Source organism: Cupriavidus lacunae (assembly GCF_003353055.1).
In the GTDB taxonomy this organism is placed as follows: Bacteria; Pseudomonadota; Gammaproteobacteria; order Burkholderiales; family Burkholderiaceae; genus Cupriavidus; species Cupriavidus lacunae.
On record NZ_QKWJ01000069.1, the window covers coordinates 1 to 25,787 of the forward strand.

Genomic DNA, 25,787 nt, shown 5'->3' on the forward strand with positions numbered 1-25,787 from the left:
ACTTGACAGGGTCAATACATATCAGTGTCCTGAGTCGGAAGTTCGTTGCAGAAATAAGTCTGTCGAGAAGGTGCGCGAGCCTAGGAGCGAAGCGCAGCAAGGCTGGAGCCTTGCGAGCATTCGTGACGACGGATCGTGCAGCTTATCGGCAGACTTATGCAACGAACTTGCGATTCAGGACACTAGGGGTCTCTTCACATCGTCGGGATTGGTCCAATCGCAATGGCGATCGATGTGACGGCCGGAGGGCGATCGACCGCGCCTGGACTCTTTGTCAGGGCCCGGACGGCGATCCCTGGACCCTCCGTCCGCCCGGCCTGGCATCGCTCCCACCCGGTTGCTCAGCGCTAAAAGGACTAAGCAGTTTTCACTGGCGAAACATACTTCTGCCCGATATGGCGCCTGGCGCGCGCGGGCTACCCTTGGTTAACAGCTGCACTAAAGCCAGCGAGGCGGAGCGCCCAGATTCCGCTGAGACGAGGGGAAGCCATGCAAGAATACCAAGCGTATAGGGACCAGTGCAGCCCCAGCCCTGCGACCAGAATAGACCTTCGAGAACTCCTCGTGGAGGCTGGCCTCAGAAGTACCACCGCCATACTGCTTGCAGGGTTCGCATACGTGGCAATCCGGCAATGGCTCGCTGACCCAACGCGATTCACCTTGCTGCTACTGGTGCTGGCACATTGCCTGACCCTCGGGCTTTCTCTGTTTGTCCGGGTTCCAAAGAAACGAGACTGGAATCCGGTCACCGTCATCTGCTCGTTAGGCGCTTCGTACTATTTCCTTGCCATTCAGCTGGCGCCAGGGAATCACCTCGTACCGGAAATATTTGGCGCTGGCCTGCAAGCTGCAGGGCTCGCCTGGCAGATCTATGCAAAGCTCACGCTCCGCTTCTCGTTCGGGATACTGCCTGCCAATCGCGGCATCGTGTCGCACGGGGCTTACCGATTCGTGCGGCATCCGATCTACCTGGGGTACGTCATCGCCGACGTCGGCTTCCTGCTCACAAATTTCGGGCTGCAAAACCTGCTTGTCTGCGCCGGGCTGTACTTGCTGCAGTATGTGCGGATCTATCGGGAAGAAAAGCTGCTGTCTGACGATCCCGAATACCGTCGCTATCGCGAAAAAGTGCGGTACCGCGTACTGCCTGGCCTTTATTGAGGTTTCCGCCCATCCACAGGACCGCGATTTTTGGCTCGATGCGAAAGAGGCTGAAGACCGCCAGCCGTCGTCAACGGGGGCGGCGCGCCCCCATCAGGTACCACACCGCCGCAAGCGCCTGCAGCACCACCAGTCCGCCCCACGCCGTCAGGTGCGCGGCCTTCGGATAATGTCCGGCAGTGGCGGGCCACAGGTCCAGCACCAGTCCCACGCCGACCTGACAAGCAAAGGTCGACAGGAACACGGTCAGCGTCAGCGCTGTCGTCGCCCGGCCGATCAGCGCATCCGGGAAGCTGCGCGCCAGCACCGCATAAGTGAGGATGCCGCAGGAGCCAAACATGCCGTAGGCCGCCCACAGCAGCACCGGCGGTAGCGGAACCTGCGCCATCAGCAGCAGCTGGATCACGATAAAGGCGATCATGCCGGTGCCGGCAAACGCGTAAAGGCTGACCCCCATGCGCTCCAGGTGGCGCGCGGCCCAACCCGAGCCGACGCAGCCGGCCATCATGGCAAAGCCGATCACCGACACCAGCTGAGCGCTGCCGGCCGGATCAAAACCTTGCACGTCACGGAGGAAGGCACCCACCCACAGCGTCTGCACCGCCAGAAACACGCCCTGGTTGAGCAGCGTCAGCGGTACCACGCGCCAGAAGCGCTCGCTGGCCAGGATCTGGCGCGTGCCACGCAGTTGTTCGCGCAGGCTTTCCTTGCCGACGCGCGGCTTGTCTGGCACGCCGAACCACAGCAGCGCCGCCATCGCCAGCGACACACAGGCCAGACCGATGCTGATCGTGCGCCAGTCCGTCAATGACAGCAGCCACGACAGCGGCGTCCCGACCAGCACCGCGCCCAGCCCGCCGATCGCCATCACCACGCCGTTGAGCAGCGGCATACGCGACAGTGGGAACCACATCGACAGCGCCTGGATGGCGGCACCCAGGCACACCGACACGCCCACGCCGATCAGCAGCCGGCCGGCGGCCAACCCGGCCATGCCGGGCGCCAGCGCGAACACCAGCGAGCCGGCCACGGCCACCAGGAGCATCCCCGCCTCAGTGCGGCGCGGACCGTAGCGGTCCAGCAGGATGCCCGCCGGCAACTGGGCACAGGCAAAGCCAAGGAAGTAGAAACTGGTGAGCAGGCCCAGGTCGGCGGCATTGAGCCCGAGTTCGCGCGTCAGGTGGGACGCGAAGCCCAGGTTGACACCGCGGAACAGATAGGAAACCAGGAAGCCCAGCGCAAACACCGCCAGCACGTGCCAGCGGGCGTCGGCACCAGTACTGGCTGCGGGTCGCGCTTGCGGGGGCGCGGAAGACAAGTTTGAAGTCGTAGTCGTCATATGGCTTGCATTGTCTTCCTCCTGACATGGCAAAGCCAACGAAAGATACCCACCGCAATTGTGAGTAGAATTTGACGGCCACGGCCAAATCCCCCGCCAAACCCGCCCGGCACCCCCGCCCACCTGCCGCTGCAAGCGCTGCGTGCGCTCGAGGCCGCTACACGCCATCGCAACTTGCGTGATGGCTGACCTGGCCAACGGCGGCATCAACGCACGTGTCTAACCAGCGACCTGGCAGGCGCTATGCGATGAACTGGCGCATGGGCCGGCGCAGGAACTTTCGGTAAAACCAGCACTGGCGGCGGATCGAGACGATCCACCCGTTGCTGGCGATGCATTTTCTGGCAGATGGTGGGCCCAAACCGAACGAGTTGGATGATCGGCCGATTGTGCTGTAGCTGGCTGAGCGGCGTTCAGTCAAGCCGGATCAGCTGACGCCATTCGGTACCCATATTGTCGTCGGTGATCGGCGTCAGCTCAGCAGTGCGGGCCAGAATGCGCGGGCAAGCTTCCATGGCATCGGCGCTCCCCGATCCGCCACCGTGCTCAATGGATTGCCACACGGTATTCAGGCTATCCGCCAGCACACGGTCCTGCCGCCGGCGCGCGTCCAGAATCGGCCGGCCGTCGATGCGATAGGCTTCCAGCGTGCGCCGCCAGTGCTCAAAGTCCCAGGCCAGCGGGGCGTGCGACACCACCATATGATTGCTGAAACGCACCCCGTAGGGAAACGCCAGGCATGCCGTACGTTGGACCCGTTCCGAGTCAGTGGTGTTGTAGTAGAGAATGCCGCTCGGCTTCAGGTGGTGATCGGCCAGTTGCAGAAACTCCACTGACAGCAGATTGGTGGCATTGGCCCGGAAATGCCAGGTGGTATTGGAAACGATGGCATCGAAGCGACGTTCGGGATGCAGGCGAAGCCAGCGACGGCCGTCGTCGACGACGATGGCCACCTTGGGATTGGTCAGTACCGAGGCCACCTCCGGATTGCGCGCAATCAATTCCACATAGCCCGGATTGATCTCGACAATGGTAAGCGAGCGCACCTCCGGATTATTGGCGATCACCTGCGCCCACGAGCCCGAAGAGAGGCCGATCATCAGCACGTCGCGCGGGTGGCGATGGAACAGGTTCAAGGCGTAGGGCCGCAGGATGCCGTTGGTGTCATGCAATAGATCCACGTTGAAGCGGCCGTCGTACATGCCACCGCCGTACACGGCGCCATCCTGGTCAACCGTGATGATGCCGCTGCGATTTTCGATTACTTGCGCAAAGGGCCCCTTGGCATCGGACGCCCCCTTCCATAACAGTGTTTCCAGCACAGTCCCGCTAAGCGCGGGCAGCGCCACCACGGCCAACACGCCCACTGCGCAGGCAGCTCTGCCGTGCCAGCGCTTCAGGCGCGGCGGCAGGGGCAAGCAAGCGTCCAGCAACAGGGAGCACGCCACCCCAGCGCCCACCAGCACCACGGCAATGCTGACCAGGCCTAGTTGCTCCATCAGCACGAAGCCGGTCACGATGCTGCCCGTGGCCGAGCCAATGATATTGGCGAGATACAGCAGCGCGGTACGCATGCCGGCATGACCGTCGGCCGCGACGCCCCAATGGGCCAGGCAGGGTAGCAGCGTTCCCCAGCAGCTCGCCACCAGAAACACCATTAGCAGCAAGGTACCAAGCAGCACGCCACCAGGAAGCGGGAAGTGCGCCAGCACGGGCAAGAACAGCAAGCCCACAAGGTTGGCTTTGAGCAGCGCGCCCGCCAAGCGCCGCATGCCGTGCTCAATCGTGCCGTCACACCATTCCCCTGCCTGGCGCGAGCCGGAGGCGATGCCTACCAGGAACGCGCCCAGGATTGCGGCAAAGGCGAAGGCGCTGCTGCCCGACGCATAGGAAACCGTGCGGAAGAAGAAGATCTCATACGACAGCGAAATCGCTCCGCCGATACAGGCCAGCACCAAGACTACGAAAAACCTCAACGCCGGTGCGGTGGTCGGTGGAGCCGCGGCCCGCTCCGGGCTGACACGGCTGCCCTTGCCTTCCCGCCAGTGCGTCAGCAGTGCCCCTAGCGCAACCACAACGTTCAACGCCACCGCCACATGTACCGCCCCTTGCATGCCAAGGAAGGGAAACAGCACAACCGCGCAGAGCAGGCAGGCAGCGCCTGCCCCCAAGGTGTTGACGTAGTAAAGCAGCCCCACCGAATTGCCAACGTTGCCAGAACGCGGCGCCAGGTGGCCGACCAGCACCGGGAGGGTGGCGCCCATCAGCAGGGTCGGCACCAGCACCAATGCCAGCGTCACGGCCGCTGTCACACCCAAGGGCAAGCCAAGCGCCAGCGTACCGACCCGGTCGAAAATGCCGAGTGACACCACACCGAACGTGCCGGTGAGGAGCTCGATTACAGCCAGCAGCGGAAGCAGCGCCAAGCCGCGCCGCCTCGACAGCAATCCCCCCGCAAGGCTGCCAAGGCCAAGCCCAAGCATGAAGGCGGTAACCACAATCGTCACCGACTCGATATTGACGCCAAGAATGCGGAACAGCGCGCGCTGCCAAACCAGTTGGTAGATCAGCGCCGGGAAGCCAGAGAAGAAGAAAAGCACGCAGAGGGTGCGCCTCCAGCGCAGTTCTTGGTTTTCCGCCCCTGCGTTGGGCCGACCATACGCCTTTTGGGCTCCCGCCGGCATGGCGGCATCGATTGGATTGCCTGGTTCCATGACCTTCCCCCCGGAAGTTATTCTGATCGTTGCCTGCCGGCCAACGCTCTCGCAGCGCGGCCGCTCTCTCAAGCTAGCTGTGTCGGTGCCGCCCGCCCGGCTAACGCCGGCATGCGCCTGCCGGCAAATGCATGCAGCATGCCTGCGGTCAACGCCCATAGCCCCACACCTGCGACCACATCCACCAGGTAATGACCTCCCTCTGTCGGCGTGGAAAGAATCATCAGACCATTCAGCACGCAAGCAACGACGAAGCCGACCCGTGTCCAGCGCATCGACCGGACGAAGATCAAGGCTAGCGCGGTGTGGTAGGACGGCAGCGAAACAAGACCCTGCATATCGCCCAGGTCGAACACGTGCATGGTGCCGTCGCGCAGTTGGCCGAAGTGCGCGACCGTGGCCAGCTCGCCCGGGCTGGCCAGACCATAGCTGACATACGCGCCGGCCGCCGGCCAAGGGGCGGCGATCAGCAACAGCAGCACGCACGACAGCATCAGGTTCGCAATGAACTCGCGCAGATACGTGGCCTGCCCGAGCAAACCGGTCAGCATGGGAATGAGCACCAGCTGAGCCAGTCCGCTCATGTAAGCAAGCTTCAGGATGAGACCAATACCCGGGTGGGCGCGCACCCAGGCGTAAACCTGCGGCCAGTCAAAGCCCAGCATCCGATCAAGTGCCGCCAGTCTGCCGTCCACCAGCGGCGGCGCTAGTGTCACCAGCAGATATGACATGACGCTCATGACATTGGTAAAGGCGACCAGCAGCGCGCCACAGTGCGCCACCAGGGCCAGACGCCGATAGTGCAAGCCACGCGACGTTGCGGTAATACGTGGATGGGAGGCAATCAGGCTCAGGGCCGTGGCGATCGCAGCCAGCATGGCCACGCCAAGGCAACTACCACCCAGGCTAGCCGCGGTCACGGAGCGCTCGCTCGCGGCGAGCCAGGCTCCGTCGAGCGCCAGCACGAGCAATACCACTCCCCATCTAAGCGCATCTCCACGGGTGAAGACCCGAGTCCCCGTTGTCATTTTGTCGCCCCCCGGCACGACCTGGCGGCAGTTCGCTATGCGTCGTCGCCAGGCAAAGCTAATATGGGCAAGATACTGTCCGGCGTGCGTAACGGGGATCGTCCTTTGGGCGGATCAACCTTAAGGCCTAAGGGACCAGGTGCTGTTCTCCTTGCCGTCGGGCGCGCCGGCACCCGTATAGGTCAGGATGCACCTCGAGCCAATCGCGCCATAGGCCGCCTACTGCAGCACTGGCTGCGGGTCACGCTTGCGGGGGCGCGGAAAACAAGTTTGAAGTCGTGGTCGTCATATGGCCTGCATAGGCTTCCCCCTGACATGGCAAAGCCAACGAAAGATGCCCACCGCAATTGTGAGTAGAATTCGACGGCCATGGCCAAATCCCCCGCCAAACCCGCCCGACGCCCCGTCCACCTGCCGCCGCTGCAAGCGCTGCGTGCGCTCGAGGCCGCTACGCGCCATCGCAGCTTCTCCCGGGCGGCCGAAGAACTGGCCCTGACCCACAGCGCCATCAGCCACCATATCCGCGCGCTGGAGACCAGCCTGGGCACCAAGCTGTTCCAGCGCACCGGCAGCCAGATGACCCCCACCAGCGTGGGCGCGCGGCTGGCCGAACAGGTGCGAGGCGCGCTCGACGGCATCGAAAGCGCACTGCGCGAAGCCGGCAACAGCGCCGGGCCGCCGGTGATCAGGCTGCAGGTCAGCGTGATGGCCGACCTGGCCAACGCCTGGCTGATCCGGCGCCTGCCCAGCCTGCACGCTCAGGTGCCGTCGCTGGACCTGCACCTGCGGCTGCACGCGGAAATCTCGCCGCCCGACCCGTACAGCGTGGACGTGGGCATCTGGCACCAGCGCATCGACCTGCCGGGCTTCGAGTGCCACAACCTGATCGAAGACCACGTGATCGCGGTGGCCAGCCCGGCGCTGCTGGCGCGCTACCCCGGCTTTACGCTGGCCGACGTGCCGCGCATGCCGATGCTGCGCTTTGCCCTGCGCCCCTGGCGCGACTGGCTTGAAGCCGCCGGCCTGCCCGGCGACGAGCCCGAGCGCGGTCCGATCTTCCAGGACGCCGGCCTGATGCTGCAGTCCGCCGTGGCCGGGCTGGGCGTAGCCACGGCGCGCGCGCAACTGGCGCACGACTATCTTGCCAACGGCCAGCTGGTGCAGATCGGACCCACCCGCATCCCGTCGAGCCTGCACTACTGGGTCACGTGGCGCGAAGGCAACCCGCGCGAAAAGGCCATCCAGCAGTTCCACGGCTGGTTGCAGGAACAGGTGCGGCAGGAGGCCACGCAAGCAAGCCCTGCCGACGGCAACAATGCCGGGCAGTTTCATTCATGAAATTGATTGGCGCGTCGATGTTGGCAATACGAATCATTTTCGTCTGGCCAGCAAAATCAGTGGCTTGCCAACCTGCTGCATCCGCATGGTCCTCTGAGTCTCAGGTGTCCGGCGACCGGGCATTTCCGCCCGGAGTTTCACAAATGCAACCAACTGGCACAGCGTGCCAGCGGCATTGAAAAAACTGCCGGTCCCATCCTTAAAGATGAGAATCGGGTGAGGCAGCCCAACCCCAGTTCGTGCGAAGGCTTGTCAACGCGACGATTATCTCCATCCCGCCGCCACTGCCACGATGCGCGCGGCACCAAAAGGCTGAGGCCGGTCACGCCTTTCGATGTCTGCGGAAGATGTATGGGCTTCAAATGCTTGTAACGGAATTGAAACTCCTTTGGGGTGCCCTCGCGTGCAGCATCGGAGCCCTGCCGCCCCCGCGTTTGAAATCCCGCACTCCCTCCTTCGGATGGGCACGGACCGCCACCAGGTAGCTTGTCCGGCACGCATCGTTGCTTTCTTATGCCCCATGCACCACTTTCCCGTGGCAGGGAATTTTGCAATGCAGCATAGAAATGCCGCCGGGCGTATCAAAAGCGGAACGTTATTCATCGCCCGGCCCCTTCCCAAGCGCGACAGATAAATCGCTTTGCCTTGCTTATCAACGACTTAGTCCGTTCTGGCACGTTCGTCGCACATATGTCTCCGCGAACAGAAGCCCGGCACAGAAGGGTCAGCTGAAACCGAAGCGGCAAACACACTGGCACGCGTTCGCCCAGGATCAGTTTCAGGACGACCCCGCGACCCAGGGCGGATTCGGACTGGCGCTGCAAGCGCGGGGCCACGCGGCAGGACCTGGCCCGCATCGGCGGCAACCATGATGTCATCGCCGACAAGATCAACGGAGGTCATTCAGGGACACGGGCCGCGAGCTCAAGCGAGCGGCCCGTGAAGCCTGGATCCTGCGGCACGCCAGCCATGCTGGGGGCACGCAGACAACAAGCGGCCGTACCGGCATGCCGGCGCGTCCGGATAAGAACGGGGTGAAGCATCAGGAATTGGGGATCGCGCCGGGCGCGGCATCGTCACGATGCGGCTGGCGCAAGCCTTAGAGCCAACGAAGCCAGCGACCGGCAGCATCGTCGCCAGCTCCGAAAAACAATAATCCGGGGAAATATCATGAGCGCGTACGCCAACCGCCCGCTGCTGTACCTGTCGCAGCACCATGACGCCACGCTATGCCGCCTGTTCGCACAGCGCGGCTGGAAAATCAGCTTCGCGTCGAATCCGCAGGACCTCCAGGCCCTGCAACCGGGCAACCAGCCGCTTGCCGCGTTGCTGGACCTGCAATGCGGCTTCAGCGACGCCGAACTGGAAGCGTTCGAGCCCTGGCTTGCGCAGCCCCATGTCGGCTGGATCGGCATCGTCGCAGGCCACGATGCCCTGACCGAGTCGGCACGCCGGCTGCTCGGCCTGTACTTCGTCGACTATTACACGGCTCCGGTCGAACACCCACGCCTGGCAGAGGCGCTCGGCCACGCGCTGGGCATGGCACAGCTGCGCCCGGGCACGCAACAGGCCCGCCCCGGCACCGCGCGCCCCGACGGCATGATCGGCAGCTGCCCTGCCATGCAGTCGCTGTTCCGCGGCATCGAAAAGGTGTCGCGCTGGGATACGCCGGTGCTGATCTCGGGCGAATCCGGCACCGGCAAGGAACTCGCCGCCCAGGCCGTCCACCGCGCCTCGGAACGGGCCTCGCGCCCCTTCGTCGCGGTCAACTGCGCGGCGATCCCGCCCACGCTGCTGATGTCCGAACTGTTCGGCTATGAGCGCGGCGCCTTCACCGGCGCCACCAAGCGCAAGCCCGGCCGCATCGAGATGGCACAGGGCGGCACGCTGTTTCTCGATGAAATCGGCGACATGCCGATCGAGAGCCAGACCAGCCTGCTGCGTTTCCTGGAAACCGGCCGCATCGAGCGGCTGGGCGGCACGGAATCGGTGGAGGTGAATGTGCGGATCATCTCCGCCACCCATGTCGACCTGGAAGCCGCGATCGCAGCCGAACGCTTCCGCGGCGACCTCTACCACCGCCTGTGCGTGCTGCGCGTACGCCAGCCACCGCTGCGCGAACGCGGCAGCGACATCCTGCTGATCGCCGAACACGTGCTGGACAGCGTGCGCAAGCAATCGCCGGCACGCATTCGCGGCTTCTCGCCGATGGCGCTACGCGCGATCCAGCTGCATAGCTGGCCCGGCAATGTGCGGGAACTGATCAACCGCATCCGTCACGCCGCCGCCATGTGCGAAGGCGGCGTGATCCAGCCAGACGACCTGGAACTGACCACACCCGCCGATGACCGCCCGCTCACGCTTGCCGCTATCCGCGAAGCGGCCGAACAGACCGCCATCGTCGAGGCGCTGCAGCGGCATCATGAACGGCTGATCGATGTGGCGGCGGAACTGGGGATCTCGCGGGTGACGCTGTTCAGGTTGATGCGGGATTACAAGCTGCAGGTGAAGAAGGGGGACCTGGGGTTGATCTGCGTGCAGGGCTAGAACATCCATGGCGGAGGAACCAAGCGATGTCGCCTGACGCATATATTGAAATGGCCGACACCGAAGCCACCCACTGGTGGTTCCGGGGCCGGCGCGAAATCGTCGCCACGATCCTGTCCGGGCTGGCGTTGCCGCGCCACGCATCCATCCTGGAGATCGGCGCGGGCACTGGCGGCAACCTGGCGATGCTGTCGCAGTTCGGCAAGGTCAGTGCAGTGGAAATGGACGGCACCGCCCTGCGGCTGGCACGCGAGAAGACCCTGGACGCCTACGACATCCGCAGTGGCAAGTGCCCCGACGACATGCCGTTTCCTGAGCACAGTTTCGACCTGGTCTGCCTGCTCGACTGCCTGGAACATATCGCCGACGACGCCGGCTCGCTGGACTGCGCGGCAAGGCTGCTGAGAGCTGGCGGAGCGGTACTCATCACTGTGCCTGCCTACCAGTGGCTATGGAGCGCGCACGACGTCTTCCTGCATCACCAGCGCCGCTATAGCAAGCGGTCGCTGCATGCGCTGGCAAGCCGCTGCGGCATGCGCGTGGAACGGATGTCATACTTCAATACGTTGCTGTTCCCGCTAGCGGTAGCCGCACGCATCAGCGATAGGCTGAGCGGCAGCCGGAAGGCAACTGGAGCGGGCCTTCCGCCCGGACCAGTCAACCGCGCACTGCATCGCCTGTTCAGCACGGAACGCCACTGGCTGGCACGCGGCTCGCTGCCGTTCGGCATTTCCCTGATGGCCATCCTGCGCGCATCGTGAACGCCGGCGGCACCGCACCCGAGCTTCGCAGATTCACACGATTCCTGGTGTCGGGTGCCACCTCGACCGGCGTACACGTCGGCATCACCGCGACGCTGGTGACCACGCTGGCGACCTCGCCGGTCACGGCAAACTGCGTGGCCTTCCTGTGTGCCACGGCCTGCTCTTATCTTCTCAACACCTTGTGGAGCTTCTCGTCGCGGCTGCGCAATCGGACCCTGGGCCGCTTTGCCGGGGTATCGCTGCTTGGGCTGGGGGTGACCATGTGCATTTCATGGACGGCCCAAACGCTGGGGGCCAGCTATTGGGCCGGACTGGCCTGCGTCGTGCTGATCGTGCCGGCCTTCACCTATCTTGCGCACAGGGCCTGGACGTACCGGGAATAGTCCCGCGGCCAGGCCGGGCATACGCATCAGCGACCACTGTTCACACGCCCTCGGTCGATCCGGATCACACGCCTTCCGGCAGCGATCAGCCGGTCCTGGCCGGTTTCCTGATAACGGCGCCGTACCAGGTAGATCGGCCGTCCCTTGGCTTCATCATAGATGCGGCCGACATATTCGCCGACCACCCCCAGCCCGATCAGCTGGATGCCGCCCAGGAACAGCAGTACCGACAACAGTGACGCGTAGCCGGGGACATCGATCCCCAGGACCAGGGTACGCGCCACGATAAAGGTGCCGTAGCCAAATGCGCCCAGCGCGATCGCGACCCCGATATAGGTCCAGCTGCGCAATGGCATGGTGCTGAAGCTGGTAATGCCCTCGAGCGCGAAGTTCCACAAGCGCCAGCCCGAAAACTTGGAGTGCCCCGCGCTGCGCGCTTCGCGTTCATAGCGAACGATCACGGTCCGGTAACCCACCCACGCAAACAAGCCCTTCATGAAGCGGCGGCGCTCCGGCATCTGCTTGAGCGCGTTGATCACCACACGGTCCATCAGGCGGAAATCCCCCACGTTCACCGGCAGCTTCTGGTCGGACAGCTTGTTATGAATGCGGTAGTAGGCGCCCGCGGTCACACGCTTGAGCCAGGAATCGCAGGCGCGGCTGCTGCGCTGCGCCAGCACCACCTCTGCCCCTTCACGCCAGCGCCTGACCAGTTCGGGGATCAGCGAGGGCGGATCCTGCAAGTCTGCGTCGATGGGAATCACCGCGTCGCCCAGGGCCTCGTCGAGCCCGGCCGTCAGGGCCGCTTCCTTGCCGAAATTCCGCGTCAGGTCAACCACCCGCACGCGCGCGTCCCGGTGCGAATAGGCAATGAGCTGGTCCAGCGTGTCGTCCGAGCTGCCGTCATTGACCAGCACGATCTCGAAGCGGATCGCATCGATGGATTCGAGCACCGGAATGACACAGTCGAAGAACTTGCTGATGCCTTCCGACTCGTTGTAGCAAGGTACAACCAAAGAAAGCAGCCTGACATCGTATGGACCCGACATGATCCCCTCCCGAGACGGCGTGGCCTGTGCACGCCGTCATGATTGCGCTTTCATGCGCCTTTTCTTGGGCCCGGCGCGACTATCGGATAGCTCCCACCGTAGCTCTGCTGTCAACACTGGGGGCCGGAGCCACGCATTTCGCACGCGAGCGCTGTAGCAGACTCATGGCGACCGTGGAAATGCCGGAACGGCAACTCAGCAGCCCCTGACGGGTCTACCCCAGTCAATGCCGCGACATCACTGAACCGGTGCAGCTTCCGGATTCCGGTCCACGTTCATCGATCCCCCTCCTTCTTAATCCTGAGGCACCGCCAGCCTGCGGCCGGGATCCCTGGTGTCATGTTCTGCAAATGCCTTGCCTGTCCGTTCCAACCGGATGCGCCAGACGGCAAGCGCCAGCGCCAGTATCAGTCCGAGCGGCATCAGCTGTATCCCGACCCACTCTCCCGCCAACAGCCCATACAGAGGCAGCAGCCACAACATCACCAGCAACTCACGCTCGCCAGCCAGCCACCCGTGGCGATAGGCATGAATGCCCAACCACGCAATGGCAATACCCAGAAAAGCCAGGTCGTAGTCGTACAAGTAGGGAGGGACCAGCAGCATTGCAGTACACAGCACCGCCGCTCGGAGTGCAAAGCTGCAGGGACGTGACCATGCGTAGATCACCGAGGCCACCGCCGCGCAAGCGAATATCGCGTGCACGACATAAGGCACGGTGACACCTCCGAGCAGCAGCTTGGTGGCCGCAAACATCGTGGGCATCCGCACCAGCATTGCCGCACCGTCCTCGACTGCCATGCGCGCGACGGCCGTTGCATTCAGGAATGCCAGGAACGGCTCGACACCGAAGCACACCAGCGACAGCACCGCCAATGCCGTCGCGCTCGCAACCAGCCCCAGCAACACGCGCCACTCGCCGGCACAGAACAAGGCAAGCGGGAACATGATCGCGAGGTGTGGCTTGACCGTAACAAGTCCGAGCAGCAACCCGGCTACCATCGGACGTCGGTGCAGGAGCGTCAGCGCCAGGCCGGCGGTGCCGGCCAGCCAAAGTGCGTTCTGTCCCGTCGCAACGACTACGGCGACCCCCGGGAATCCCAGTGCCGCAATCCACGCGCCGCGCCACGGCAACGTCCGGCGCATTGCCCACCCATACCAGCTGACTCCACCCAGCAGGAATACAAAGGCGGCGCCTCCGTAAGGCAGCAAGCCAAGTGGCAGCAGGGGCAGCAGGAATGTAGGCGGATAAAACCACGGCAGCATGCCACCGCCGACCGCAAGGTCAGGCATGATCGAGATCTCTTTGGCCTGCAGCAAGTCATAGCTGTATGGAGCGGCCGCACCATGCTCGAGCGCCACGCTCGCCGCGCTCCAGAAGACGACAAAGTCTGCTCCCGGCTGGATCAGCCCCGGGACGATCAGTACCCAGGCACGAAACATCCAGATTCCAAAAAACGACACGTAGCAGATCAGCGCTGCGCACGTATACAACCGCAGGCGGCCCGCGTCGAGCCAGTGCCCGTCTGGCGCGCCAAACGGTGGCTTGCTGTCGGTTATGTTCTGAAAGGCCATGTCGTTGGCTCCGGAGACTCACATTCGGGGCGGACGCCGGCTGCCCCATCCTGGCCTTCGCCGCATGCCCCGTGCCTGCCTACATGCATGCATCGTCGACTCATGACTCGCCCCGTTCGTTATTGCGCCGGTAGTTGCCACAATCTGCGCCTGCGAGCGTCGCCAACAGCCAACCTCCAGGCTCAGTGTTGTCGCGCATGCGACGGAACGCAAGTCAACGGATAGGCCGGGGCGCGCGCCTTCTCAGCGTCAGGCAGCCCGTCTGTCCACAACGTTTCCATCCTGAATCATGCGATCCGGTTTGCCGGGAACCGCCGATCTCACAAGGGGTAGCGAGGATCCTGAGCCATTCTCTGGCGACCGCGCAGGCGCTACCGGGCAGCCACGATGTTTCTATTCGGAAACGCTGAACCGCGGCGCCGCGTCCTCATCCATCAGGCGGCCCCATGCAGCAACGATCCACCGAGAAGACCAATTGAGTCGTCCAACCGCCGTATGCGTTGCATCCGGCCCACCTCGCCGGCTCATGCTTTTGGCTGAAAGAAGCGCGCCATCCCGGGCGGTTGCGAGCGGCGCGCCGGGGCGCGCCCTAGTCCATCGGTTGCGTCATCCAAATTGACTTGTGCGGCGCGCGTTTCCGGCTGGCAACGAAGCGGGGTCAAAACGCCGCCGCCGCGCTGACGAGCCCGGCACCGATCCCACCGCGCTTGCTGGAAAGCCTTGTGGGACAACGGTTTCACGCCGGCTGGCCCGGGGTTTGCCTATGTCATGGCACGCTGCATCGCCATCAGCATCGGGTTGCCGCAATGCCGGCGCAGTTGGCCGGCACCAAAAGAAATATACGGGGAGCTTCACCATGCCTGCCGTCCGCCAACCGGCGTTACCGCACTTGCAGGTCCGCCACGCTGCCACCGCCCGCCTGGGCAGCAGCGCGCCGTTCCGTTGCATGGCCCGCGCCAAGCATGCGCAACACGCGGCGCGATGCATGCACGCCTCGGCAGAACGCCGGCTGCAGGCGCGCAGCCCTCAAGGTGCGCGCGGCGGCCCTGGCCGCTGGCCGTTCCATGCATGTGCCATCTGCGCGCCGCCGTGCTCGCGCGGCCCCTGGCATTGACGTGCCATGCCAGCGTCCCCTTACCGTGGTTCCGCTGTCCTGTAGTACCGAGTACTTGTTCCCGAAATAGGAGATTGTCATGCAAACCCTGACCACCATGCTCAAGCAATTCCTGCGCGACGAAGAGGGGGTAACGGCCATTGAATATGGCCTGATTGCTGCCCTGATTGCAATCGTCATTATCGCGTCGGTCCAGATCGTCGGCACGCAATTGAACAGCGTGTTCAGCAAGATTGGCAGCGCGCTTACGTCCGCCAATACCTAGTCGGCGCGCCCGCATGGCTGTCCACGACAGGCCAGCCATGCGGGCCGCACTACGCTCAAAGCAGCACTGTGGCTACCGGGAGCGCCAGATGGAAAAGCTTCTCACCCTCATTACGGATCTATTGCACGACGACGCGGGCGTCACGTCCATCGAATACGCGTTGCTCGGCGTGCTGATCGCAATAGCCATTATCGGCGCCGTCTCCGCGGTCGGCGATAGCGTGAAGTCCATGTACGAGTTAATCGCCTCCAAGATGCCCTGATGCATCGGACCAAGGGATTCGCTGCCATCCAAACTTACCGACCTATCACCATGCAATCCGCTACTCTCGCGACCTTAGTCGGCCCCATCACAATCGGCATCGTGTCGACCGCCGCGGCCATTGACCTGGACCGGCGTCGCATTCCGAACTGGCTGACTGTCAGCGCATGGGTCGTGGCCCTGCCCATGCAGGTAGCCATCCACGGAATCGCCGCAGGATCGCTCGCATGGCTCTATGGCTGGGTGGCTGGCCTGGCGATGTTCCTGCCCTTCTACTTTCTGCGCGGCATGGCTGCGGGCGACGTCAAGCTGATGGCAGCCGTGGGCGCCTGGCTTGGCGCAGGCATGGTGCCCAAGATCGCGCTTGCAACCTGGCTGATCGGCGGTGTCTGGGCGCTGGCACTGCTTCTCGTCACAGGACAGATGCGCGCGACGCTGTCGAGAGTCGGCCACATGTTGCTGAACACGGCCATTCAGCATGGCGCCGGGCCCGTGCAAGCCGAAGCCAAGGCATCCGCTGGCTCCATGCCCTACGGCGTTGCCATCGCCGCAGGCACGCTGGCCATGCTCTTTGCGAGCACGTGAAGCGGCCCAGACAACCGCGCCTGCAGCGGCGGGCGCCCTGAAATGAACTCGCAGACCAGCAACCGGGGAACGGCAATGAACGAGCATCACGATACAGGTCATGCCCCACGGCTCCTCGAGCCCGTCGCGACCGGCAGAAGTGCCAATATCGAACATGGCACACTGCCGCCGCCACCCTGGCACGTGCTGCCGCGCACCATCGCCGACACCGGCCTGGAGATCGCGCAACTGCTTGGCCTGTTGATGAAGGCTGCCTATCTGCACCGCACCGTGACGCTGGCAGTGCTGACAGAAACGCTCAAGCTGCCCGCTACGGTGGTCAATGAGATCGCCTCCGTGGCGGTGCGCGAGCGGTTGCTGGAGATTGCGCACCGCGGCGCCAGCGACCTGGATGTGCGCTTCCGCCTTACCGATGCCGGCTATGCGCGCGCGGCCGAATCTTCCGCGCGCTGCAGCTATACCGGCGCTGCACCGGTCACGCTGGATGCCTATCTCGATGCCGTCAAGCACCACTCGGTCAACCATGCGTCGGTGACCAAGGCGGACGTCACCGCGGCCTTTCACGACCTGGTGATCCCGGTCCACCTGCTGGACGCGATCGGCATGGCACTCAATACATGCCGCGCGCTGATGATTTATGGCCCGGCTGGCAGCGGCAAGACCTACCTGGCGCAACGCCTGGGCACACTGTTGCCCGGTGCAGTACCGGTGCCGCATGCCATTACCGTGGCCGGAGAGATCGTCCAGGTCTTCGATCCGCTCGTGCATGTTCCCTTCGACGACAACGAAGCGTCGCTGGCGCGCCGCTCGCTCGACCGCCGCTGGGTCCTGTGCCATCGCCCGGTGGTACTGTCCGGCGGGGAACTCACGCTGTCCATGCTGGACCTGCGCTATGACCGCGCGTCCGGCTTCTACCAGGCGCCCCCGCACATGAAGGCCAACAATGGCATCTATATCGTCGACGACCTGGGCCGGCAGATGGTGGGTGTTTCCGAACTGCTGAACCGCTGGATCGTGCCGCTGGACCGCGGCATCGACATGTTCACGCTGCAGACCGGCGTGCGCTTCGCAGTGCCGTTCGATGTATGGCCTGTGTTCTCCACGAACCTCGAACCTTCTGCGCTCGAAGATGACGCCTTCCTGCGCCGCCTTGGCAGCAAGCTCTACGTAGGCCCGCTTTCCATCGACGACTACCGCGAAGTCTACCAACGTACCGCCGCTGAATTCGGGCTGACCAGCACGGACGCGATTTTCGACTTCCTGGTCGACAGCCTCCACTACACCAGCGACACGCCGCTGCTGGCCTGCATCCCGCGCGACCTGCTGCGCCTGGTGGACTCCGGCGTGCGCTACCACGGCCATGCCGCACAGGTTACGGAGGCGGGCCTGGTATCCGCATGGCAGAGCTACTACGGACTGCGCGCCTCGGCCGACGCCATGCCACCGCCTGCCGCGGGCTATCGATGGTCGGATGACCATCGCGCCGCAAGCTGAACTGCACCACCAAATCATCGGACAACTGTAGGGGGAGAGTCATCATGAAAAACACACGTGCAATCCTGATGCTGCTGATTGCCCTGGTCGCCGGCGTGGCGGCAGTGGTATCGGCATCGCGGTGGCTGATCCAGCAATCGTCCAGTTCGGTGAAACAGGTGGTCGTCGCCGCGAACGACCTGAACCTCGGGCAACCGCTCAACGGGAGCCAGCTGCGGCTGGTCAGCTGGCCCGCGGGTAGCGTGCCGCCGGGCGCGTTCGAGGACCTGAAGGTGCTGGAAGGCCGCGTCGTGCGCACGAGCCTGCAGCGCGGCGAACCCGTCCTCGACGCCAAGCTGGCGCCGGTGGGCACCAAGGGTGGTCTGTCCGCGGTGATCAACGACGGCAAGCGTGCCATTACAGTACGCGTCAATGACGTGGTCGGCGTAGCCGGATTCGCGCTGCCGGGCAACTACGTCGACGTGATCGTCAATACCAATGATGAAGCCAAGAGTTCGCAAAGCGGCAGCATCTCGAAGATCGTCCTCGAGAAGATCCTGGTGCTGGCGGTGGCGCAGCAGGTCAGCCGCGACGACACCCAGCCCAAGGTAGTCAATGCGGTGACGCTGGAAGTCACGCCAGAGCAGGCCGAGAAGCTGGACGTGGCCCGCAGCGTCGGCACCCTGTCGCTGGTGCTGCGCAACCAGATGGATGTGGCCGACATCAATACCGGCGGCGCCACCAAGGGCACGCTGCTCGGCAAGATGCCCGAAGTTCCCGTCAAGGTAGTCACCCAGACGGCGACGCGCACCGTGGTGAGGACCCGAACGATTGCCGCGCCGACGCACTCCGGCAATTGCATCGGCGTGCTCGCCGGCATGCAGGGCGGTGTCGAATGTTTCTGAATACGCGTGACATGGCAATCAACGAATTCTGAGCTGCAACAGCTGCAACACAGCCTCTCCGGGGGGAGATCAAAATGAACCAGAAACGATCCGAAGCCACAGGCGGCACCCGCATCCTGGTGCTGGCCGCCATCCTCTGCACACCGCTGGCCGCCGCCGCGCAGACCGCCATTGAGGCGGGAAACCTGACCAAGGCAACCGCGCCGGCTGCAGCCAAGGCGCCTCAGGGCCCCATGCAGATGACCATCAGCATGACACCCGCAGGGATCGCGCCGGTCGCGTCCGCTCCGCCCGTGACATCCGCGGAGGCACGCGGCCCGAACTGTACCGGCGCGATCCGGAGTGAATCCAGCGTGATGGTAGCGGTCGGAAAATCGCAGTTGATCACGCTGCATGAGCCGGTGCGCAACCGCACGCTGGGCAACCCCAACGTCGTGCAGGCCACCATGGTGTCGCCGCAGACGCTCTACGTGCTGGGCCGTGCGGTGGGCACCACCAACATGATCGTGCAGGGTCGCAGCGGCAGCTGCAGCATCATCAACGTGGTGGTCAATGCCGATGCGGGCGGCCTGCAGACCTCGCTCGGGCAACTACTGCCCGGCGAGCCCGGCATCCGCGTCATGACCGCCGCCGACAACCTGGTGCTCACCGGCAGCGTCACCAACGCACAGGCAGCACTACAGGCCATGGACATCGCCCAGGCCTACGCCAACGCGGCGCAGGGTACGGCGCAGGGTGGCGACGCCAGCAAGAAGGGTAATGTGCTGAACATGATGTCGGTAGACACACCGCAACAGGTCATGCTGGAAGTGAAGGTGGCAGAGGTCTCCAAGACGCTGCTGAACCAGCTCGGCTCCGCCGTGAACCTGCAAGGCGGCTTCGGCTCCTGGAGCGGCGGGCTGGTGACGTCGCTGCTGACCGGCGCCTCGGCAGCGTTCTTCGCCAACAAGGCCAACAACCGGCCTTTCAACGTCGCCATCGACGCGCAGAAGAACGACAGCCTGGTCAAGATCCTGGCCGAGCCGAACCTGGTCACGATCAGCGGCCAGGAAGCCAGCTTCCTCGCCGGCGGCAAGATCTATATCCCGGTGGCACAGGCCAATGTGCTGAACGGTGCCGGCACCGTCACGCTGCAGGAGGAAGAGTTCGGCGTGGGGCTGAAGTTCACGCCCACGGTGCTGGCCAACGGCCGCATTCACCTGAAGGTAGCCCCGGAAGTGTCCGAGCTGTCGCCCACCGGCGCCACCGTAAGCGGCGGCACCCTGGCAGGACAGAGCGTGCTGCCTGTGATCACCACCCGCCGTGCCTCCACCACTGTGCAGATGCGCGATGGCGAAAGCTTCGCCATCGGCGGCCTGCTGACGGACAGCGCGCGCGGCTCGCTCAAGGCGCTGCCAGGCGCCGGCGAAGTGCCGGTGCTGGGCACGCTGTTCCGCAGCACGCAGTACCAGCAGGACCTGACCGAACTGGTGTTCATCATCACGCCGCGCCTGGTCAAGCCGATGCAGACCAACAACTATCCGCTGCCGACCGACAGCTTCTCCACGCCCAACCCGCTGTCCCTCTACTTCATGGGCAATATGGAAGGCAACGGCAAGCTTCCTCAGCAGCCGGCGCCGTCGCAGCCTGCCGCACCAGCCGCGGCGCCTGCCTCGCCGCCACCTGCACCGCGCAGCGAAAGCACGCCCGGCACCTCGGTCTCGGCCGTGCCCACGGGCAAGCCGCTGGATGAGCCCGCGCCGGCCGCACTGGAGCCAGCCGCCGCGGCGAGCGCGCGCCCTGCCCTGCCAGCGCCGCCGCCCGACCGCAGCACCGCGGCCACGCCGCCGGCTGATGACAGCGCCGCGCGCATCGCCCGCATCGAAGCCACCGCCGCCCGCCTGGCCCAGGCCAGGGCAGCAGGCACGGCCGGCCGCAATGCCTCGGGCGGCAACTGATCCGCCGCGCCACCAGCAGAATCGGAGAACGACCATGAACAAGACACTGAAGCTTTCGCGCGGCACCGCCGTCCTGATGCTGGGCGGCCTGGCCTGCCTGGCGCTGTCGGCCTGCATGACATCCACCCCGGTGTGGGACGGCCAGCGCGGGGTGGCCCTGGCCACCGTCACGCAGCTGCAGATCATCAATCCCGACGCGCCTGCCGGCCTGCCCACCGTCACCGGTACGGACGGCAAGACGGCAGTGGCGGCGATGAGAAACCTTGACCGTTCGCTGATCCGGATGCAGTCGGGCACTGGCGCGCCGGGCGGCTTCAGCATCGACTTCGGCGCTGGTGGCTACGGGGGCGTTGGTATGGGCGGCGGCGGCTCGCGCTGAAACCGCCCAGGGTGACGCCAGCCCATCCAACCCAGGCAAGCGCAAGAGAATTTGTGAGGACACCATGCTGAAGATCCTGATCGCATCCGAAGACGCCGATCGCCTGGTCGAGATCAACCGGCTCAGCGCCGTGGTCGGCAACTTCCAGACCATGTCGCTGCAGGAAGGCCTGGCGCGCTTTCCATTCCACGCCAGCCGGCTGCGCATGGCCGACCTGCTGATCCTGGAATTGCCCGCGATCAATGCATCACAGATGCAGGCCATCGAGACGCTGCGCCAGCAGCACCCTGAACTGCCGTGCATCCTGGTTACACAGGCACCAAGTTCCGAGGTGCTGATCAAGGCAATGCGTGCAGGCATCCGCGACGTGCTGTCGTGGCCGCTGGAGAAGGGACAGCTGGCCGAGGCGCTGAAGCGCGTGGAGGCCTCCCATGTGCCGCGCGCACAGGAGACGGGCCAGGTGATCTCTATGATCTCATGCAAGGGCGGCGCGGGCACCAGCTTCGTGGCGGCCAACCTGGGCGATGCGCTGGCCCGGCACCTTGGCAAGCGCGTGCTGGTGGTGGACCTGAATCGCCATTTCGGCGACCTGACCTATATCGTCAGCGACAAGACGCCGCCTTCGACGCTGCCGGATATCTGTAACCAGATCGACCGCATGGATAGCGCCTTCCTGGAGGCCTGCCTGGTGCATGTAGGCAACGGCCTCGACGTGCTTGCGGGTGCGGCCGATCCGATCAAGGCCAGCCAGATCCAGAAGGACAAGCTGGAATGGATCCTGTCCGTGGTGCAGCCGGCCTATGACTTTGTGATTTTCGACCTGGGCCAGAGCGTCGACCCCCTGTCGATCGGCGTGCTGGACCACAGCGACCGCATCTGCGTGGTGACCGAGCCTGCAATCGCGTTTGGGCGCCCGGGCCGCCGCCTGCTCGATATCCTGCGCGCGCTGCACTACCCCGCCGACAAGATCCGCCTGGTGCTGAACCGCGCTGGCCGCAAGCACGAGATGCCGCGACCGACGATGGAAGAGATCTTCGGCATGAAGGTCGCCTTTTCCCTGCCCGACGATTCCGCAGCCGTGGACGAAGCCGTCAGCCATGGCGAGCCCATCGCCAAGCTGAGCCGGCGCAGCGCCATGGCGCGCGCGCTGCAGGCCATGGCCACGCAGCTGTGCGCAGCCCCGGAAGCCGAGCGGCGCAGCCAGACCGAAGCCGTATCCCCGCTGCGGCGGCTGATGCTGCGCGCGAAGAGCACCTGATTGCGATGACGATGGCCGGCCTGGCGCCGGCCCACAGAAGCCAATAACGAGGAGTCCATCATGTCCATCCGCGAACAGCTGGCCAGCGCCGGGCCCGCCTTCACTGCAAACGGCCATGCCGCGATCCAGTTCGCCACCTCGGCAGCCTCCGCAGCGGGCGGCTACCACCAACTCAAGCGGGACGTGCACGAGACTGTGCTGGACCGCGTGGAACTCGAGCGGCTGGCGCTCTATCCGCCAGAGCAGGTGCGGCAGGAGATCGCTGCGCTGGTCAACCTGATCATCGACGAGCAGAAGGTGCTGCTCAACGACAACGAGCGGCGCCTGCTGACGGTGGAGATCTACGACGAGATGTTCGGCTTCGGCCCGCTCGAGCCGCTGCTGAAGGATCCCACCGTATCGGACATCCTGGTCAACACCGCACGCCAGACCTATGTGGAGCGACGCGGCAAGCTGGAGCTGACCGACGTTGTATTCTACGACGACGCCCACCTGATGAAGGTGATCGAGAAGATCGTCTCGCGCGTCGGGCGCCGCATCGACGAGACCAGCCCGATGGTCGACGCACGCCTGCCCGACGGCTCGCGCGTCAACGCGATCATCCCGCCTTCGGCCATCGACGGGCCGCTGCTGTCGATTCGGCGCTTTGCCGTGAATCCCCTGCAGGTATCCGACCTGGTGAACCTGCGCAGCCTGACACCGCAGATGGCGCAGCTGCTGCAGGCGCTGTCGCAGGCCAAGGTCAATGTGCTGGTGTCCGGCGGCACCGGCAGCGGCAAGACCACGCTGCTGAACATCCTGTCGGGCTTTATTCCGGAAGACGAACGCGTGGTCACCATCGAGGACGCGGCCGAACTGCAGTTGCGCCAGCCCCATGTACTGCGCCTGGAAACACGCCCGCCAAATATCGAGGGCAAGGGCGAGATCACGCAGCGCGCGCTGGTGCGCAACGCCCTGCGGATGCGCCCGGACCGCATCATCCTGGGCGAAGTACGCGGCGGCGAAGCGCTGGACATGCTCAACGCGATGAACACCGGCCACGAAGGCTCGCTGACCACCATCCATGCCAACACCCCGCGCGATGCGCTGACGCGGCTGGAGAACATGGTCAGTATGGCCGGCCTGACCATGCCGGCAAAGGCCATGCGGCAGCAGATCGCCTCAGCCATCACCGTGATCGTGCAAGCGGCGCGCATGACCGACGGTCGGCGCAAGATCGTCAGCATCCAGGAAATCACCGGCATGGAGGGCGACATCATCAACATGCAGGAAATCTTCACCTTTCAGCGCACCGGCGTGGACAAGGACGGAGCGGTGCGCGGCAACTTCCGGGCTACCGGGGTGTATCCCAAGTTTGCCGAACGGCTGCGCGTGTTCGGCGTGGGCCTGCCGGACGAGACCTATGACCCGGCAAAGCGCTACGAAGTCTGATCCGCCTGAACCGAGAGAACCAACAACGCCCCGGGGAGATACACATGAGCACGATCTTCTACGCCTTCGGCATCCTGCTGTTCGTTGCCGTGGTGCTCTGCGTCGAGGGCATCTACCTGTGGTGGAACAACGCCCACGGCCCGGCGGCCAAGCGTATCGAAGCGCGACTGCGAGCCCTGTCGGCGGGCGGACATGTCAGCGCTGAGCAGTTGTCGATCCTGAAGAAACGCCTGCTGGCCGGCTCGCCGCGCATGCAGAAGTGGCTGATGAGCGTGCCACGCATGGGCGCACTTGACCGCTGGTTAGAGCAATCCGGAAGTTCCTGGTCAGTGGCACAGCTGCTGGGATACTGTGCAATGGTGGCGCTCTGCACGCTCGCGTTAATTCCGCTGTTGCCAGTTCCGATACCACTGGTGCTGGTCGGCGCGGCGTTGACCGCCGTGCTGCCGGTGCTCCACGTCATGGGCCAGCGCGGCAAGCGGCTCAAGCAGATGGAAGCGCAATTGCCCGATGCCGTCGACATGATCAGCCGAGCCTTGCGTGCCGGCCACTCGTTCAGCAGCGCGCTCAGCATGGTCGGACAGGAAATGAAGGCACCGCTCGGGCCCGAGTTCCGCACGACCTTCGAAGAGATCAACTACGGCGTGGCGCTGGACGAGGCCATGACCAACCTGGCCATAAGGGTGCCGGTAGGCGATCTGCGCTACTTCGTCATCGCGGTGCTGATCCAGCGTGAAAGCGGCGGCAACCTGGCGGAGATCCTTGACACCATCGCCACGATGGTACGCGAGCGGCTGAAGCTGTTCGACAAGATCCGCGTGCTGTCAGCGGAAGGCAAGATGTCTGCGTGGGTACTAGGCCTGCTGCCATTCGGCACCGCGGGGCTGATCCTGATGGTCAATCCCGGCTTCATGAGGGTGCTGTGGGAAGACCCGATCGGGTTGCGGATGATCGGCGGCGCATTGGTGTCGATGACTTTCGGCGTGCTATGGATGCGCAAGATCATCCGGATCCGGGTCTGAAGGCGGGGCGCGCGGTATCGCTACATGCAGTGCTCAAAGAAGCAGGGCTTGGACAGCCATCCTGACGGGAGTCCATCATGCAAGGCATTATCCAGGGGTTTCAGGCCGACCAGTTTGTCGTGCTCGCGCTGATCTTCGTGGCGGCATTCGGCACGGTGCTCGGGGTGCTCTACGTGTTCTCGCCCAACCGCCTGCGCGGCCGGGCGGAGCAGATCGCGGGCCAGGCGGGTCAGCTCGGAGCCGAAACGGGCCGGCAGCATGCGCTGATCGAGAAGCTGGTGCAATGGGCCCAGCCCGTGTCGCGCTTGTCCCTGCCCAAGGAAGGCTGGGAGAGCTCGCAGCTGCGCGTGCGCTTCATGAATGCCGGCTGGCGCAATGCCAGTGCCGCACCGCTGTACTTTGCTGCCAAGACCGTGCTGGCCATCGCCCTGCCGATGATCGGGCTGGTGGCAGCCTCCGGACAGCCCGGGCTGCAGGACCAGAGCATCATGTTCGCGTTGCTTGCGGTGCTCGGAGCGATCGGCTACTACCTGCCGAATGCCATACTGGCGCGCAAGGTCGCACAACGCCAGCGCACGGTGTTCGAAGAGTTCCCGGACGTGATCGACCTGCTGACCGTCTGCGTGGAAGCCGGCCTCGGGCTCGATGCCGCGCTGATGCGAGTGGCAGACGAGCTGGCGCTGCGCTGCCCGGTGCTGGCCGACGAACTTCAACTGATGCTGCTGGAACTTCGTTCGGGATTCTCCAAGGAAAAGGCGCTGACCAACCTGGCGCTGCGCACCGGCGTGGAAGACGTGGAGAAGTTTGCCTCCATGCTGGTCCAGGCGGATCGCTTCGGCACCAGTCTGGGAGAATCCCTGCGCGTGCTGTCCGACATGCTGCGCACCAAGCGCCGCATGCGCGCCGAGGAACAGGCCGCAAAGATTGCGCTGAAGCTGCTGTTCCCGCTGATCTTCACCATCTTCCCGTCGCTGCTCCTGGTGCTGCTCGGGCCCGCCTTCATCCAGATCTATCGCGTCCTGCTGCCGACCATGACCGGACAGGGCGGCTGATACTTCCGGGAAACCGCGAACGTTTCCCCCGGCTGTCTCCCGGTGCAATGCCGGCAAGACAGTCACTTGCCCGGACTGGTTCCGGGCCTTTTTGCTTCCCGCTTTCCTGCCGGATGCCCTGGGACTTGACCTGGCCGGCCGCCTCTTTAAGAATGCAGGCAGTCCGCCACGCCGCCGCAGCGGCCCATGCAGCGAGCCCCGCTCGCC

22 protein-coding genes are annotated in these 25,787 nt (G+C 64.5%); 16 read left to right on the top strand and 6 right to left on the bottom strand.

Translation table 11 applies throughout. The features are described 5' to 3' along the window. Nucleotides 1-660 precede the first annotated feature (660 nt). Nucleotides 661-1,161: a methyltransferase family protein gene (locus DN412_RS32685; RefSeq protein ID WP_341868087.1), complete on the top strand. Its 501-nt coding sequence runs from the start codon at nucleotides 661-663 to the stop codon at nucleotides 1,159-1,161. Between the two features lie 70 nt (nucleotides 1,162-1,231). Here the strand turns inward: DN412_RS32685 and DN412_RS32690 are convergent, their stop codons facing one another. The 3 genes from DN412_RS32690 to DN412_RS32700 form a co-directional block, all read right to left on the bottom strand. Further along, entirely contained in the window at nucleotides 1,232-2,500 is a 1,269-nt protein-coding gene (locus DN412_RS32690; RefSeq protein WP_115215368.1) for an MFS transporter, read from the bottom strand. Between the two features lie 413 nt (nucleotides 2,501-2,913). After that, a complete protein-coding gene (locus tag DN412_RS32695; protein ID WP_115215369.1) occupies nucleotides 2,914-5,214 on the bottom strand; it encodes a spermine/spermidine synthase domain-containing protein in 2,301 nt (766 codons plus the stop codon). Nucleotides 5,215-5,282: 68 nt separating this feature from the next. Then, nucleotides 5,283-6,179, bottom strand: coding sequence for a phosphatase PAP2 family protein (locus tag DN412_RS32700; RefSeq protein ID WP_244222875.1), 897 nt, complete (start codon nucleotides 6,177-6,179; stop codon nucleotides 5,283-5,285). 432 nt (nucleotides 6,180-6,611) lie between these two features. Between DN412_RS32700 and DN412_RS32705 the strand changes: the two genes are divergently transcribed. The 4 genes from DN412_RS32705 (at nucleotide 6,612) to DN412_RS32720 (ending at nucleotide 11,274) form a co-directional block, all read left to right on the top strand. Beyond that, on the top strand, nucleotides 6,612-7,580 hold the full coding sequence (locus tag DN412_RS32705) for a LysR substrate-binding domain-containing protein (RefSeq protein ID WP_115215371.1): 969 nt from the start codon (nucleotides 6,612-6,614) through the stop codon (nucleotides 7,578-7,580). A gap of 1,170 nt (nucleotides 7,581-8,750) precedes the next feature. Then, complete coding sequence (locus DN412_RS32710; protein ID WP_115215372.1) at nucleotides 8,751-10,127, top strand: sigma-54 dependent transcriptional regulator; 1,377 nt, start codon at nucleotides 8,751-8,753, stop codon at nucleotides 10,125-10,127. Between the two features lie 26 nt (nucleotides 10,128-10,153). Continuing rightward, complete coding sequence (locus DN412_RS32715) at nucleotides 10,154-10,888, top strand: class I SAM-dependent methyltransferase (protein WP_115215373.1); 735 nt, start codon at nucleotides 10,154-10,156, stop codon at nucleotides 10,886-10,888. Beyond that, the gene (locus DN412_RS32720) at nucleotides 10,885-11,274 is read left to right on the top strand and encodes a GtrA family protein (RefSeq protein ID WP_115215374.1); all 390 of its coding nucleotides are present in this window, start codon (nucleotides 10,885-10,887) and stop codon (nucleotides 11,272-11,274) included. Before DN412_RS32715 ends, DN412_RS32720 begins: the two co-directional genes overlap by 4 nt. A 26-nt stretch (nucleotides 11,275-11,300) precedes the next feature. Here DN412_RS32720 and DN412_RS32725 read toward each other — a convergent pair whose 3' ends face one another. The 3 genes from DN412_RS32725 to DN412_RS43585 form a co-directional block, all read right to left on the bottom strand. Beyond that, entirely contained in the window at nucleotides 11,301-12,323 is a 1,023-nt protein-coding gene (locus tag DN412_RS32725; RefSeq protein WP_115215375.1) for a glycosyltransferase family 2 protein, read from the bottom strand. A 294-nt stretch (nucleotides 12,324-12,617) separates the two neighbouring features. Beyond that, the gene (locus tag DN412_RS32730) at nucleotides 12,618-13,898 is read right to left on the bottom strand and encodes a glycosyltransferase family 87 protein (protein ID WP_115215376.1); all 1,281 of its coding nucleotides are present in this window, start codon (nucleotides 13,896-13,898) and stop codon (nucleotides 12,618-12,620) included. A gap of 880 nt (nucleotides 13,899-14,778) precedes the next feature. Next, the gene (locus tag DN412_RS43585; protein ID WP_115215377.1) at nucleotides 14,779-14,964 is read right to left on the bottom strand and encodes a hypothetical protein; all 186 of its coding nucleotides are present in this window, start codon (nucleotides 14,962-14,964) and stop codon (nucleotides 14,779-14,781) included. A 127-nt stretch (nucleotides 14,965-15,091) separates the two neighbouring features. Between DN412_RS43585 and DN412_RS32740 the strand changes: the two genes are divergently transcribed. The 11 genes from DN412_RS32740 to DN412_RS32790 all read left to right on the top strand — a co-directional run bounded on the left by DN412_RS32740 (nucleotide 15,092) and on the right by DN412_RS32790 (nucleotide 25,580). After that, complete coding sequence (locus DN412_RS32740) at nucleotides 15,092-15,277, top strand: Flp family type IVb pilin (RefSeq protein WP_115215378.1); 186 nt, start codon at nucleotides 15,092-15,094, stop codon at nucleotides 15,275-15,277. A gap of 88 nt (nucleotides 15,278-15,365) precedes the next feature. After that, nucleotides 15,366-15,539, top strand: a complete 174-nt coding sequence (locus DN412_RS32745; RefSeq protein ID WP_115215399.1) for a Flp family type IVb pilin — start codon at nucleotides 15,366-15,368, stop codon at nucleotides 15,537-15,539. Nucleotides 15,540-15,589: 50 nt separating this feature from the next. Beyond that, entirely contained in the window at nucleotides 15,590-16,123 is a 534-nt protein-coding gene (locus DN412_RS32750; RefSeq protein WP_115215379.1) for an A24 family peptidase, read from the top strand. 75 nt (nucleotides 16,124-16,198) lie between these two features. After that, the gene (locus DN412_RS32755) at nucleotides 16,199-17,617 is read left to right on the top strand and encodes an ATP-binding protein (RefSeq protein WP_115215380.1); all 1,419 of its coding nucleotides are present in this window, start codon (nucleotides 16,199-16,201) and stop codon (nucleotides 17,615-17,617) included. A 44-nt stretch (nucleotides 17,618-17,661) separates the two neighbouring features. Next, on the top strand, nucleotides 17,662-18,501 hold the full coding sequence (cpaB, locus tag DN412_RS32760; protein ID WP_115215381.1) for a Flp pilus assembly protein CpaB: 840 nt from the start codon (nucleotides 17,662-17,664) through the stop codon (nucleotides 18,499-18,501). Nucleotides 18,502-18,575: 74 nt separating this feature from the next. Then, nucleotides 18,576-20,438: a type II and III secretion system protein family protein gene (locus tag DN412_RS32765; protein WP_115215382.1), complete on the top strand. Its 1,863-nt coding sequence runs from the start codon at nucleotides 18,576-18,578 to the stop codon at nucleotides 20,436-20,438. A 34-nt stretch (nucleotides 20,439-20,472) separates the two neighbouring features. Continuing rightward, a complete protein-coding gene (locus DN412_RS32770; RefSeq protein ID WP_115215383.1) occupies nucleotides 20,473-20,817 on the top strand; it encodes a hypothetical protein in 345 nt (114 codons plus the stop codon). 64 nt (nucleotides 20,818-20,881) lie between these two features. Then, nucleotides 20,882-22,075, top strand: a complete 1,194-nt coding sequence (locus tag DN412_RS32775) for a CpaE/TadZ family protein (RefSeq protein WP_115215384.1) — start codon at nucleotides 20,882-20,884, stop codon at nucleotides 22,073-22,075. 60 nt (nucleotides 22,076-22,135) lie between these two features. Then, the gene (locus DN412_RS32780; protein WP_115215385.1) at nucleotides 22,136-23,506 is read left to right on the top strand and encodes a TadA family conjugal transfer-associated ATPase; all 1,371 of its coding nucleotides are present in this window, start codon (nucleotides 22,136-22,138) and stop codon (nucleotides 23,504-23,506) included. Between the two features lie 44 nt (nucleotides 23,507-23,550). Further along, on the top strand, nucleotides 23,551-24,528 hold the full coding sequence (locus tag DN412_RS32785) for a type II secretion system F family protein (protein WP_115215386.1): 978 nt from the start codon (nucleotides 23,551-23,553) through the stop codon (nucleotides 24,526-24,528). Between the two features lie 77 nt (nucleotides 24,529-24,605). Then, a complete protein-coding gene (locus tag DN412_RS32790; RefSeq protein WP_115215387.1) occupies nucleotides 24,606-25,580 on the top strand; it encodes a type II secretion system F family protein in 975 nt (324 codons plus the stop codon). Nucleotides 25,581-25,787 lie beyond the last annotated feature (207 nt).